General features: G+C 58.9%; 9 protein-coding genes. 5 read left to right on the top strand and 4 right to left on the bottom strand.

What is annotated here, in order from left to right; genetic code table 11:
- Positions 1–113: 113 nt before the first annotated feature.
- Positions 114–1,502 carry a DASS family sodium-coupled anion symporter gene (locus tag ACB032_RS14470; RefSeq protein WP_043163108.1) on the top strand — a complete coding sequence of 463 codons (1,389 nt, stop codon included), beginning with the start codon at positions 114–116 and terminating at the stop codon, positions 1,500–1,502.
- Between the two features lie 253 nt (positions 1,503–1,755).
- Here the strand turns inward: ACB032_RS14470 and ACB032_RS14475 are convergent, their stop codons facing one another.
- Both ACB032_RS14475 and ACB032_RS14480 read right to left on the bottom strand, forming a co-directional pair.
- Positions 1,756–4,230 (bottom strand): glycogen/starch/alpha-glucan phosphorylase, encoded by a 2,475-nt coding sequence (locus ACB032_RS14475; protein WP_168755024.1) that lies wholly within the window; start codon positions 4,228–4,230, stop codon positions 1,756–1,758.
- 385 nt (positions 4,231–4,615) lie between these two features.
- A complete protein-coding gene (locus tag ACB032_RS14480; RefSeq protein ID WP_005300391.1) occupies positions 4,616–4,813 on the bottom strand; it encodes a DUF4250 domain-containing protein in 198 nt (65 codons plus the stop codon).
- A gap of 233 nt (positions 4,814–5,046) precedes the next feature.
- Between ACB032_RS14480 and ACB032_RS14485 the strand changes: the two genes are divergently transcribed.
- Positions 5,047–5,535, top strand: a complete 489-nt coding sequence (locus ACB032_RS14485; protein WP_371138174.1) for a cell division inhibitor — start codon at positions 5,047–5,049, stop codon at positions 5,533–5,535.
- Positions 5,536–5,964: 429 nt separating this feature from the next.
- Here the strand turns inward: ACB032_RS14485 and ACB032_RS14490 are convergent, their stop codons facing one another.
- Positions 5,965–7,488: a fumarate hydratase gene (locus ACB032_RS14490; RefSeq protein WP_371138175.1), complete on the bottom strand. Its 1,524-nt coding sequence runs from the start codon at positions 7,486–7,488 to the stop codon at positions 5,965–5,967.
- A 296-nt stretch (positions 7,489–7,784) separates the two neighbouring features.
- Between ACB032_RS14490 and pabB the strand changes: the two genes are divergently transcribed.
- From pabB to ACB032_RS14505, 3 genes are all read left to right on the top strand, one after another.
- Positions 7,785–9,071 carry an aminodeoxychorismate synthase component I gene (gene pabB, locus ACB032_RS14495; RefSeq protein ID WP_371138255.1) on the top strand — a complete coding sequence of 429 codons (1,287 nt, stop codon included), beginning with the start codon at positions 7,785–7,787 and terminating at the stop codon, positions 9,069–9,071.
- A gap of 47 nt (positions 9,072–9,118) precedes the next feature.
- Positions 9,119–9,685 (top strand): CoA pyrophosphatase, encoded by a 567-nt coding sequence (locus tag ACB032_RS14500; protein WP_060389538.1) that lies wholly within the window; start codon positions 9,119–9,121, stop codon positions 9,683–9,685.
- 215 nt (positions 9,686–9,900) lie between these two features.
- Complete coding sequence (locus ACB032_RS14505) at positions 9,901–11,199, top strand: serine/threonine transporter (RefSeq protein WP_011706270.1); 1,299 nt, start codon at positions 9,901–9,903, stop codon at positions 11,197–11,199.
- Positions 11,200–11,616: 417 nt separating this feature from the next.
- Here the strand turns inward: ACB032_RS14505 and sstT are convergent, their stop codons facing one another.
- On the bottom strand, positions 11,617–12,867 hold the full coding sequence (gene sstT, locus ACB032_RS14510) for a serine/threonine transporter SstT (protein ID WP_016350568.1): 1,251 nt from the start codon (positions 12,865–12,867) through the stop codon (positions 11,617–11,619).
- Positions 12,868–13,165 lie beyond the last annotated feature (298 nt).

The raw sequence follows: 13,165 nt of genomic DNA on the forward strand, positions 1-13,165 counted from the left end.
ACCTTGACTCTGTGAGTCCCGGCATGCTTTGACTAGTTCCCCCTGTTTCAAACAGGGGGATGAATGTAATCTCGGCAACACAACAACAACCATAAATTAACCGAGAGAACAATATGCACACATCTGCAGTACCCTCCACTACCCCATCACGCTGGCTGGACATCAAATCCGGGATCGTCATCCTGGATGTGTTGCTGCTCTGTGCCATGCTGGCCTGGCTCCCCTTTGACCCCAACGTCAACAAGGGGCTGGGGATCCTGGTCTTCATCGCCATCCTCTGGCTGACTGAAGCAGTCAACATCACCATCACGGCCCTCTCCATCCCGGTACTTGCCACCCTGCTCGGGGTCTTTGACATGAGCAAGTCGCTGACGGATTTTGCCAACCCGGTGCTGTTTCTGTTCTTCGGCGGCTTTGCTCTGGCCGCCGCACTCTCCAAACAGGGGCTGGATACCCAGATCGCCGCCAAGGTGATGCAGCTTGCCAGGGGCCACCTCGGCTGGGCCGCCATCGTGCTCTTCACCATCACGGCCGCCCTCTCCATGTGGATCAGCAACACCGCCACCGCCGCCATGATGATGCCGCTGGCCCTCGGCATGCTGAAAGGGCTCGACGCCCACAAGGAGCGCCGTACTCTGGTCTTCGTCCTGCTGGGGGTTGCCTACAGCGCCAGCATCGGTGGCATCGGCACCCTGGTCGGCAGCCCGCCCAACGCCATCGCAGCTGCCCAGATGGGGCTGGGTTTCACCGACTGGATGAAGTTCGGCATCCCAGTGGTACTCATCTTCATGCCAGTGGGCATCGGCTTGCTTTATATGGTGACCCGTCCCAACCTCTCCCATCAGGTCAGCACCGAGAAGGTCACCATCCAGTGGACCGGTCAACGCAAGATCACCTTGCTCATCTTCCTGACCACAGTACTGCTGTGGATCGGCTCCCAGCCCATTGCCAAGGCAATGGGAGGCATTCCCCAGTTCGATACCCTGATCGCCATGGGCGCCATCGTGGCGATTGCCATCAGCCGGGTGGCCAGCTGGGATGACATCAACCAGAACACCGACTGGGGCGTGCTGATGCTGTTTGGTGGTGGCCTCACCTTAAGCGCCATCCTCAAACAGACCGGGGCCAACGCCTTCCTGGCGGAGCACCTCTCCAACGGTCTGGCCACCATGCCGATCTTCATCATCCTGCTCTGTCTGGCCGCGTTCGTGGTGTTCCTGACCGAGCTGGTCTCCAACACCGCCACCGCCGCCCTGCTGGTGCCGCTGTTTGCCGGGGTTGCCCAGGCGCTGGGTGTATCACCCATCGTCGTCTCCGTGCTGATCGCCGTCGGCGCCTCCTGCGCCTTCATGCTGCCGGTGGCCACCCCGCCCAACGCCATCGTGTTCGCCAGCGGCCATATCAAACAGCGTGAGATGATGCGGGCCGGCCTGGTGCTGAACCTGGTTTTCACCGTCATCCTGACCCTGCTCGCCTACTTCATGGGTGACATACTGCACTGATATGCCGAGTACCAAGGCCCCTGACGGGGCCTTTTTATTGGCTCTTCTGCACGCAGGCTCGGCCAGACGGCCCCCCCCCTTCTCACCCAGTCACCACCTGTAACAGTCCCCTTCTCGACTAAAAGATCCGTATTTTGACGGTTCTGGTTTGACGTTTCCCTCTGGGCTCTCTTTTCCGCGCAGCCTCCCACCAACACGCCCACGCAAAATAAAAAACCCCCGCATGGCGGGGGTTTGCTGGTTTACCATCTGGTCAGCCGATGCTGCAGGGTTTCAATTGCCAGATGCGATCCACATAGTCCTGGATGGAGCGATCGGAGTTGAACTTGCCCATGGTGGCCGAGTTGATGATGGCCTTCTTCACCCACAGGGCCGGATCCCGATACCAGGTATCGATCAGCTTGTGGGCTTCCGAGTAGGAGGCGAAATCGGCCAGGGTCAGGTAGGGATCCCCCCCTTCCAGCAAGGAGCGCTTGATGGAGGAGAGCTCGCCCGGACGACCCGGCGTGAAGTAGTCGGTATCAAACCAGTCCAGCACGGCCTTGAGCTCGGAGTTGGCATAGTAGAAGTCGTACGGGTTGTAGCCGCGCCCCTTCAATGCCTTCACCTCGTCCACGTTCAGACCGAAGATGGCGCAGTTCTCGGCTCCCGCCTCTTCGGCGATCTCGATGTTGGCGCCGTCCAGCGTGCCGATGGTGATGGCACCGTTGAGCGCCATCTTCATGTTGCCGGTACCGGAGGCCTCATAGCCTGCGGTGGAGATCTGTTCGGAGACATCAGCCGCCGGGATCAGCTTCTCGGCCAGGCTCACGCGGTAGTTCGGCATGAACACCACTTTCAGCTTGCCCTGGATGCGAGCATCGTTGTTGACCCGCTCCGCCAGCTTGTTGATGGCGTAGATGATGTCTTTGGCCAGCTTGTAACCGGGCGCCGCCTTGGAGCCGAAGATGAACACCCGCGGGTGCATGTCATAGTCCGGGTTGGCCAGCAGGCGACGGTAGAGCGCCATGATATGGATGAGGTTCAGCTGTTGGCGCTTGTACTCGTGCAGACGCTTGATCTGGACGTCGAAGATCGCCTCCGAGCTCACCTCGATGCCGGTTTCGGCCTTGATCACCTTGACCAGCTTCTCCTTGTTGTGGCGCTTGATGGTCATGAACTGCTGCTGGAACGCCTTGTCGTCGGCAAACTTGACCACGCTGCGCAGCTTGTCGAGCTGCAGCGGCCACTCTTTGCCCACCACCTCGTTATAAAGCTCGGCCAGTTCCGGGTTGCAAGCCAGCAGCCAGCGACGCGGGGTGACCCCGTTGGTGACGTTGCACATCTTCTGGGGCCACAGCTCGGCATACTCGGGGAAGAGATCCTCTTTCACCAGCTTGGAGTGGATCTCGGCCACGCCGTTGACCTTGGAGGAGCCAATGACACACAGGTTGCCCATGCGCACCTTGCGCACATCACCCTCTTCGATGATGGAGAGCTTGGCCTTGATGGCATCGTTACCCGGCCACTTGGGTTCAACCAGCTCGCTCAGGAAGCGGGCGTTGATCTCGTAAATCACCTCAAGATGACGGGGCAGCACCTTCTCGAACAAACTGACCGACCACTTCTCCAGCGCTTCCGGCAGCAGGGTGTGGTTGGTGTAGGAGAAGACCTGATAGCTGATGGCCCAGGCTGCGTCCCAGGTCAGCCCCTCTTCGTCCACCAGCACCCGCATCAGTTCCGGGATAGCCACGGTGGGGTGAGTATCGTTGAGCTGGATGGCAATCTGGGCGGCAAAGTTGCTGAAATCGGCGCCATGCACCCGCTTGTAGCGACGCATGATGTCTTTGATGGAGCAGGCACAGAAGAAGTACTGCTGGATCAGGCGCAGCTCTTTGCCCGCATCGGTCTCATCGTTCGGATAGAGCACCTTGGAGATGGTCTCAGCCTGTGCTTTCTCCGCCTGGGAATCGATATAGCCACCGGCGTTGAACACGTCCCAGTCAAAGAACTCGGAGGCGCGGGATTCCCACAGGCGCAGGATGTTGACGGTATGACCGCCAAAACCGACCACCGGGATATCCCAAGGCACCCCTTTGATCTTGCGGCCGGCGTGCCACACCTTCTTGAGGCCACCGTTGTCGCCAAATACGGTCTCGACATAGCCGTAGAGCGGGATCTCCTGCACGGATTCCGGGCGGCAGATCTCCCAGGGGTTGCCATATTCACGCCAGGAGTCAGGGCGCTCAATCTGGCGACCATCCTGAATTTCCTGACGGAACAGGCCGTGCTCGTAGTGGATACCATAACCGACCGCCGGGTAGTTCAGAGTCGCCAGGGAATCGATGAAGCAGGCGGCCAGACGGCCCAGACCGCCGTTGCCGAGCGCCATGTCGGGCTCTTGTTCACACAGATCGGTCAGTTCCAGACCGAGTTCACCCAGCGCCTCTTCGCACACTTTGTACAGGGAGAGGTTGTGCAGGTTGTTGGAGGTCAAACGCCCCATCAGGAATTCAGCAGAGAGATAGTGAATCGCACGAGTATCTTTCTTGAAGTGAGTCTGCTGAGTGCGGGTCAGGCGCTCGTACACCTGTTCGTTGACGGCGGCTGCGGTCGCTTTCCACCACGCTTCTGGCGAGGCTTTCTGTTCGCTTGTACCCAAGGTAGAACGCAGGTGACGCACGATACTCGCCTTGAGCTGATCTTTATCCAGTTGGAGATCCTGGTCTGTCTTCTTCTTGGTAGCCATAAACCATTTCCTTCGTTACAGAATAATAAATTGTTATCCCATCAGGGACCGGCGCTGTTGTTATCTCAGAATATGTTCCGGCGTGGGCATACTAGCTAAAGCCGCTGGTTTAAAAGTTAACGCAAGTCACACTTTAACGCATAAAAATGACAGTTCAAGCTTGAAAACCCTTTCCTGAAAGCTGTCATTATGAATCTTTAATTTCATTAAAAATCATACAGTTAATCTCTTCATAAAAATATAAATACGTGAATAGGTTTTCAATGATTGCCAAGTGCTGAAAATTCTTGAAAATAACTGAAAATTCAGCGCACATTGAAAACGATTTCAATGTGCGCCGTTCATGAAAAGCAAAGACCAAGGCTGTTCGGTTGATTTCTGCGGGTCAACCATGGGCTTTGAACTGGTTGCTCATGGGATCATAGTGATAGCCTATCTGCAATAAGCGGGTAGCCAGCTGATCTTCCGTCATGTCGTAGTAGGCCAACAACTCTTCCAGCCCGTCACACTCCAGCCGCAGCTTCTCATTGATGATCCCGAGCAGGATATTGGCATCCAGTCGTTGCAAGGTGCTGACGTCCATCTCATCTCTCCTCTGTGCAAGACATACTGTATAACCATGGGCGTCCCCTCCTGCTTTGTCCATAGGCTAAAAAACACCCACCGCCAACATTAAATAAATAACCTTTATAATCAACAACATAGAATCAACCACTGCCAATTCGATCACATTTTTGACCACAAATGGCTTGTCACTGGCACCAACAGCAACTACTGTATGCACATACAGCATGGTTATTCATACAGGACAAACATATGAGCCAGCCCATGAGTCAGCACCCGATCACCACCTCAGCCGGGATGAGCAATCCCTGGCCCACCCGGCATCAAGGCAACATGAATGATGAGCGTTATAGCGCAACGATTGCCCATGAAGCCCCGCTGCTTGATGAGCTGGTGAGACTGAGCCATGGTGATACCGGCTGGATCCTGTTGATCGCGCCACCCGGCCTGCCAGTAGCCAAGCAGCTGCAGGCTCAGGGGATCAATCCCGCCAGAGTATTGGTGGTGCACAGCCCCAAGATCAAAAACTGGCAGCGTACGCTGGAACAGAGTCTGGGCAACGGCCGCTGCGCCGCCGTGCTGACCTGGCTGCCGGAGCAGGTCATGCTGGATCGCGCCAAGTTGAGCAAGCTGGGACAACGCTGCGGGGTACTGACCCGTTTCTTCGAGCCGACCGCATCCTCTCCTGTCCACAGTGGTTCACTGGTCTATGGCGGGCAGGATGTCTATCTCAACCACTAACAGGCGTCAAGAGTGCGAGGAGACGCCTTGCAGGATTGGCTGGTGAGTTGAACGGGTTTTTCGGTGAGCGCTGAACAGCCCAGCAATCACTCAGTGACAAGAGCCCTGCAGCCATCAGGCAACCGCTGCAAGAGCCTGCCAACAGACAGAAGTGGAAGCCGGTATTGAAAGCGAGGCGCAGAACTCCTCACACTGAGCACAGTTGGCAGTTGGCAGTTGGCAGTTGGCAGTTGGCAGTTGGCAGTTGGCACTAATGCGACTGCACGCAGGCCAAAAGAGAAGGCGACCCTGGGGTCGCCTTCGTTCTGTCTGCTACGGCTGCAGCGGTATAACGGTGGTATCGATAACAGTCACGCGCCGTGTCCGCTCACGTTGAGCCTCGAGACAAGTCTCAAGACCGTGAGTGAACAGCCATCAAACAGCTTTCGCTCACGCCAGTTTGCCGTCAAGCTCGGCAATCTTGGCAGACCAGTAAGCCGGGCCTGTCTCATGGATATTGTTGCCCTGAGAGTCAACCGCCACAGTCACCGGCATGTCTTCCACCTCGAACTCATAGATGGCTTCCATACCCAGATCGGCAAAGGCCACTACCCGCGCCTTCTTGATGGCCTTGGCCACCAGATAGGCGGCGCCGCCGACGGCCATCAGATAGACAGCCTGGTGCTGTTTGATGCTCTCGACCGTCTTGGGGCCTCGCTCGGATTTGCCGATCATACCGATGAGGCCGGTTTCTCCCAGCATCATGTCGGTGAACTTGTCCATCCGGGTGGAGGTGGTCGGGCCGGCCGGGCCGACCACTTCGTCACGCACGGCATCGACCGGGCCGACGTAATAGATGAAGCGGTTGGTGAAGTCGACCCCTTCCGGCAGCCCCTCGCCTTTTTTCAGCATGTCGGCAATGCGTTTGTGAGCGGCATCGCGACCGGTCAGGATCTTGCCGGAGAGCAGCACGGTATCCCCGCTCTTCCAGCTGGCGAGCTCTGCCTTGGTGATGCCGTCAACATTGACACGGCGCACGTTGCCGCCAGCCGAGCGGGTGATCTCCGGCCAATCTTCCAGCTTCGGCGGTGTCAGCTCGGCCGGGCCGGAGCCATCCAGTTCGAAGTGCACGTGACGGGTCGCCGCGCAGTTGGGGATCATCACCACCGGCTTGGAGGCGGCGTGGGTCGGCGCAGATTTCACCTTCACATCCAGCACGGTAGTAAGACCGCCGAGCCCCTGGGCACCGATCCCCAGCTTGTTGACCTTGTCGTAGAGATCGACCCGCAGCTTCTCTTCGGTGGTCTCCGGACCACGGGCGATCAGCTCCTGAATGTCGATATGCTCCATCAAGGCTTCTTTGGCCAGTACAGCTGCCTTCTCGGCGGTACCGCCGATGCCGATCCCCAGCATGCCCGGTGGACACCAGCCAGCCCCCATGGTCGGCACGGTTTTGAGTACCCACTCCACCACGTCGTCGGAGGGGTTGAGCATCACCATCTTGGACTTGTTCTCGGAGCCGCCGCCCTTGGCCGCGATGCTCACTTCCACCTTGTCACCCGGGATCATGTCGATGTGCACCACGGCCGGGGCGTTGTCCTTGGTGTTCTTGCGACTGCCGGCGGGGTCGGCCAGCACGGAGGCGCGCAGCGGGTTGTCCGGATTGGTGTAGGCACGGCGGGTGCCCTCGTCCACCATCTCCTGCACCGTCATGTCGCTGTCCCACTGCACCTGCATGCCGATCTTGACGAAGCAGGTGACGATGCCGGTATCCTGACACAGGGGGCGATGCCCTTCGGCGGACATGCGGGAGTTGATCAGGATCTGGGCCAGGGCGTCCTTGGCGGCCGGGTTGATCTCGCGGTCATAGGCAGCCTTGGCGGCCTGCACGAAATCGAGGGGATGGTAGTAGGAGATGTACTGCAGGGCGTCGGCGATGGAATCGATAAAATCCTGTTTTTTAATGATGCTCATATCATCCTCACTGGTCCTTGTCTCCGGCTTGATGCAGAGCAAGGGCTTCCATATGAGCCGTGCTTCGGTGGGGTAGTGCCAGGCGGCTTGCCTGTCGGCCCGATAAGACAACGGCGTGTTTTTTCTAAAAATTCCGGCGGCTATGATACGCTTGCCACCCCCGTACCGGCTAGGGAGCAGGCTGTAAACTGTTGCCTGTGTAACAAAAAATGAAACCAACGCTGCATATCCACCATTTTGATCACCAGACGGCGCTCCATGCCCTGTTCGCACGCCTTCATCATCTGCCCTGGGCCATGTTGCTGGAATCCGCCGGCCCGCTGGGAGCGGACAACGGCTTTGACATCATCACCGCCGATCCGCTGGCCACTTTGCAGACCGAGGGAGCGCTGACCCACATCGCGCAGGGAGATCAGCACGAATCCCGTGAAGATGATCCGTTGACGCTGCTGGCCCAACGCCAACACGCCCTGCTGGGAGAGCTCATCAGTCAAGCGACCCCCCTGCCCTTCATCGGCGGTGCACTCGGCCTGTTTGGCTATGATCTGGGCCGCCGTTTCGAGCGTCTGCCGAGCCTGGCCGCCCGTGACGTGACCATCCCGGACATGGCGGTCGGTATCTATGACTGGGCCCTGCTGCGGGACGTGGTAACGGGCCAGTGGCAACTGGTGCACTGGGGCGATGAAGCCGGCCTTGCCCGCCGCCTGCAGTGGCTTGAGGCGCAGCAGGCAACCACCACTGAGCCCTTTGCCTTGCAGGGAAAATGGCAGAGCAACATGAGCCGCGCGCAATACGGTGACAAGTTTGCCAAGGTCCAGGCCTATCTGGCCGCCGGGGACTGCTATCAGATCAACCTGACTCAACGCTTCAGCGCACCCTATCGGGGCGACGAGTGGCAGGCCTATCAGGCGCTGTCCCAAGCCAACCGTGCCCCCTTCTCGGCTTTCCTGCGCTTGCCGCAGGGCGCCATATTGAGCCTCTCCCCCGAGCGCTTCCTGTTGCTCGATCAGCGCCATATCGAGACCAAGCCCATCAAGGGCACCCGCCCGCGACTGGCCGACCCAGCGCAGGATCAAGCCAGCGCCCTGGAGCTGGCTGGCGCCGACAAGGACAGATCGGAGAATCTGATGATCGTGGATCTGCTGCGCAACGACATTGGCCGGGTGAGTCGACCCGGCTCGGTCAGCGTGCCCAGCCTGTTTGCGGTAGAGTCCTTTCCCGCAGTGCATCACCTGGTGTCTACCATCCACGGCGAGCTGGACGCCCGGTGGCAGGCGGTGGACCTGCTGCGCGCCTGTTTCCCCGGCGGCTCCATCACCGGCGCCCCCAAGATCCGGGCCATGGAGATCATCGAGGAGCTGGAGCCCCAACGGCGCAATGCCTACTGCGGCAGCATCGGCTATCTGAGCCAGCACGGCCGGATGGATACCAGCATCTGCATCCGCACCCTGATCGCCGCACAGGGCCAGCTCCACTGCTGGGCCGGTGGCGGCGTCATTGCCGACTCCGACGTGGACGACGAATATCAGGAAACCTATGACAAGGTGGCCCGCATTCTGCCGCTGCTGGACACACTGCGTTGAAAACCTGACAAAATGGATTACAGCAACTGGAGCGAAGAAGAATCGAGATGGAACGTGCCGAACTGCTGACCCGCTTTTTATTGCAACGCCCCGCCCCCGCCCACCGGCTGACGGTGGCCGGGCTCAAGCCCGCCGCCGTGCTGCTGCCGCTGGTCGAGCGGGCCGACGGCCTGCAACTGCTGCTGACCCGACGCAGCCCGCACCTGCGCCACCACGCAGGGCAGATAAGCTTCCCCGGCGGCAGGCAGGATCCAGACGACCGGGACTTGATCCACACGGCGCTGCGGGAAACCCAGGAAGAGCTCGGCATAGTCCCTGCCCAGATAAAGGTGCTGGGTACCCTCACGCCCCTCAACACCGTCTCCCAATACGACGTGCTGCCGGTGCTGGGGCTGGTCACGGCCGACTATCAGCTCACCCTGAGCCGGGACGAGGTCGACCAGGCTTTCGAGGTGCCCCTCAACCATCTGCTGGATCCACGCCACCACATCGCGCTCACCATTCCCAGAGCCGATCACCTGCACACCATCTACTGGATCCCCTGGCAGCACCACTTCATCTGGGGCGCCACCGCCAGCATGATCCGCCAACTCTCTCGGCAACTTGCCATATAACATTTTGCCTACAAAAGATTGTGCAACATTCGCGCATTAACATTAAACTAACGTAGGTTTTTATAAAAAATAATTGATTAATTCTTCTTTCGATCACATTTCCACAAAAGAATGCGGGTTTGAGCTCCATAAAGGTGAATTTGATCAACATTTTTGATTAAAAAAACCGTATCCTTGCGCCGATTCAATAAAAACCACAATTCGGGGTGAGACACATGTCTAATACTGTCACCGGCGCACAGGACGTTGCGACCTCACAGGAGCAAGGAACCCGCTCCATCCAATCGCGTGGTTGGACCAAACAAGACACCAGCTGGGTGATCAGCCTGTTCGGCACCGCCGTCGGCGCCGGCATTCTGTTTTTACCCATCAACGCCGGCATGGGTGGCTTCTGGCCACTGGTGGTGATGGCGCTGCTGGTCGGCCCCATGACCTACCTGGCCCACCGCGGCCTCGCCCGCTTCGTACTCTCCTCCAGCAGACCCGATGCCGACATCACGGAAGTGGTGGAAGAGCACTTCGGCGTGGGTGCCGGCAAGTTGATCACCCTGCTCTACTTCTTCGCCATCTACCCCATCGTGCTCATCTACGGGGTGGGCATCACCAACACGGTTGAGAGCTTCATGGTCAACCAGTTGCAGATGACGGCCCCCCCGCGCTGGATCCTCTCCATCGTGCTGATCATGGGCATGATGTCGGTGATGCTGGCCGGTGAAAAACTGATGCTGAAGGTGACCGAGTTCCTGGTCTACCCGCTCATCGCCATCCTGGTGGGGATCTCCTTCTATCTCATCCCGGACTGGACCGGCGCGGCCCTCTCCCAGATGCCGTCCGGCAAAGACTTTGCCATTACCCTCTGGCTGACCATTCCGGTACTGGTGTTCTCCTTCAACCACAGCCCGGCCATCTCCAGCTTCTCGCTGGCTCAGCGCCGCGATCACGGCGAACATGCGGTCGAGAAGTCTGACGCCATCCTCAAGCGCACCGCCACCATCCTGCTCGGTTTCGTGATGTTCTTCGTCTTCTCCTGCGTGATGAGCCTGACCCCGGCGCAGCTGGCAGAAGCCAAGTCCCAGAACATCGCCGTGCTCTCCTACCTGGCCAACCAGCACGCGAGCCCCATCATCTCCTACTTCGGTCCGCTGGTGGCGTTCGTGGCCATCGTCTCCTCCTTCTTCGGCCACTACCTGGGTGCCCGTGAAGGCCTGAAGGGGATGATCGTCCAGAACCTGCGCAAGTCCGGCAAGGAGCCGAACCACAAGAAGGTCGAGATGTTCATCATCGCCTTCTTCATCCTGACCCTGTGGGGCACCGCGGTGATCAACCCCTCCATCCTCGGCATGATCGAGTCGATGGGCGGCCCCATCATCGCCACCATCCTGTTCATCATGCCGATGTACGCCATCAAGCGCGTACCGGCCATGGCGAAGTATCAGGGCCATATCAGCAACGTCTTCGTGGCTGTGATGGGGATGACGGCCATCTCCGCCATCCTCTATCAACTGCTCGGCTGACACTCGGCCATGCCAGCAACAATGCCAGCCGGGTAACCGGCTGGCATTTTTTCATGGTGCCAACAGCAGCAGATGATGGCTCTCCAGCAGGCGAGCATACACAGGCATGTTGGCCGACAAACCACTCGCAAAACATCGGCCCAGCTCCCCATCCCTCCTATTCCTCTCTTATCTCGTCATCCTCCCTCGAACGGCAACCGACAATAGCCGGCCCATAGCCCATGCAGCCTTATACAAGCCGGTGCCACACCGCCTGCCTGGCAAGGCATTCCTCCGGGCTCTTGATGTGCCTTCGGTACCCACTTCAGCCTGCTCCCCTCACTTCACGAAGATGCGGACCGGACCAGCCCCCAGACCACCAGACAATAAAAAACGCCCTCGAATGAGGGCGTTTTCAGTGCTGTGAAGGCTGTGCTATCAGGCTTCGCTGTTGGGCACCGGAGAGGCATCCAGCAGGGTTTCATCTTCGGCCATGCAGGCCGCGGCGGTGAACAGCACGTCGGTAGAGCTGTTCAGAGCCGTCTCTGCGGAGTCTTGCAGGACCCCGATGATGAAGCCCACGGCTACCACCTGCATGGCGATGTCGTTGCTGATACCAAACAGGCTGCACGCCAGCGGGATCAGCAGCAGGGAGCCGCCGGCCACACCGGACGCGCCACAGGCACTGATGGTAGCGACCACGGAGAGCAGAATGGCGGTGGCCAGATCCACTTCCATCCCCAGGGTGTGTACCGCCGCCATGGAGAGCACGGTGATGGTGATGGCGGCACCGGCCATGTTGATGGTGGCACCCAGCGGGATGGAGACCGCATAGGTGTCTTCCGGCAGGCGCAGCTTCTCGGCCAGCGCCATGTTGACCGGGATGTTGGCGGCGGAGCTGCGGGTAAAGAAGGCGGTCACGCCGCTCTCTTTCAGGCAGGTCAGCACCAGCGGATAGGGGTTGCGCTTGATCTTCCAGAATACGATCAGCGGGTTGACCACGAAGGCGATGAACAGCATGCAGCCGATCAGCACCACCAGCAGTTGGGCATAGCCGAACAGGGCGTCAAAACCGGTTTCCGCCAGGGTGGAGGCAACCAGGCCCAGAATACCAAGCGGCGCGCAGCGGATCACCGCTTTCACGATGGTGGAAACCCCGTGGGAGAGGTCGGTGATCACCGCCTTGGTCCCCTCGCTGGCGTGGCGCATGGCGATGCCAAGGCCGATGGCCCAGGCCAGAATGCCGATGTAGTTGGCATCCAGCAGCGCCTTGACCGGGTTGGTCACCACGTTGAACAGCAGGGTCTGCAGTACCTCGGTGATGCCGCCCGGCGGGGTGATCTCGGCACTGTTGGCCACCAGATGCAGGTTGGAGGGGAACAGGAAGCTGGCCACGACGGCAACCGCAGCAGCCAGGAAGGTCCCCAGCAGATAGAGCAGCAGGATCGGTTTCATGTTGGTCTTCTGGCCCTGCTTGTGGCCGATGATCGCCGCCATGACCAGTACAAAGACCAGCAGCGGGGCGACCGCCTTCAAGGCGCCGACGAACAGGCTGCCGAGCAGACCCGCCGTTTTGGCCCATTCCGGCATGAACATGGCAAGGAGGATACCGAAGACCAGACCGACCAGGATCTGGCTAACCAAGCTGGTACTGTTGACCAGTCTTACGAGGGGGTGTTGTTGTGTCATCAAATAGTCCCTGAGCACCGAAGTGCGTGAATCATTAGTCCTGTTGGCAACCGCTACGCCAGGCGACACCCATGTCACGGCTGGCGTCATCTGCCCCGGCAAGCCTTCTGTTGAGCCTGTCCGGTAACACACGGGATTGCGGACAAGGAATATCCCATCTGCAACCGTTTTTTTCCATATAATCACTGAAAAATATCCGGTTTACCTCACAAAAAAACCACAACAATGCGATAACACAATATCAACAGCATTCAAATGGATGCCGTTTTCCCTCGCATGGCCATCCAGACACTCCCCG

The sequence above is a fragment of the Aeromonas sp. S5(2024) genome, assembly GCF_041403025.1.
In the GTDB taxonomy this organism is placed as follows: Bacteria; Pseudomonadota; Gammaproteobacteria; order Enterobacterales; family Aeromonadaceae; genus Aeromonas; species Aeromonas hydrophila.

What these genes read in the sequence shown, in the direction of transcription:
- ACB032_RS14470 (WP_043163108.1), top strand. Translation starts at nt 114, where the DNA reads ATGCACACATCTGCAGTACCCTCCACTACCCCATCACGCTGGCTGGAC.
- ACB032_RS14475 (WP_168755024.1), bottom strand. Translation starts at nt 4,230, where the DNA reads ATGGCTACCAAGAAGAAGACAGACCAGGATCTCCAACTGGATAAAGAT.
- ACB032_RS14480 (WP_005300391.1), bottom strand. Translation starts at nt 4,813, where the DNA reads ATGGACGTCAGCACCTTGCAACGACTGGATGCCAATATCCTGCTCGGG.
- ACB032_RS14485 (WP_371138174.1), top strand. Translation starts at nt 5,047, where the DNA reads ATGAGCCAGCCCATGAGTCAGCACCCGATCACCACCTCAGCCGGGATG.
- ACB032_RS14490 (WP_371138175.1), bottom strand. Translation starts at nt 7,488, where the DNA reads ATGAGCATCATTAAAAAACAGGATTTTATCGATTCCATCGCCGACGCC.
- pabB (WP_371138255.1), top strand. Translation starts at nt 7,785, where the DNA reads ATGTTGCTGGAATCCGCCGGCCCGCTGGGAGCGGACAACGGCTTTGAC.
- ACB032_RS14500 (WP_060389538.1), top strand. Translation starts at nt 9,119, where the DNA reads ATGGAACGTGCCGAACTGCTGACCCGCTTTTTATTGCAACGCCCCGCC.
- ACB032_RS14505 (WP_011706270.1), top strand. Translation starts at nt 9,901, where the DNA reads ATGTCTAATACTGTCACCGGCGCACAGGACGTTGCGACCTCACAGGAG.
- sstT (WP_016350568.1), bottom strand. Translation starts at nt 12,867, where the DNA reads ATGACACAACAACACCCCCTCGTAAGACTGGTCAACAGTACCAGCTTG.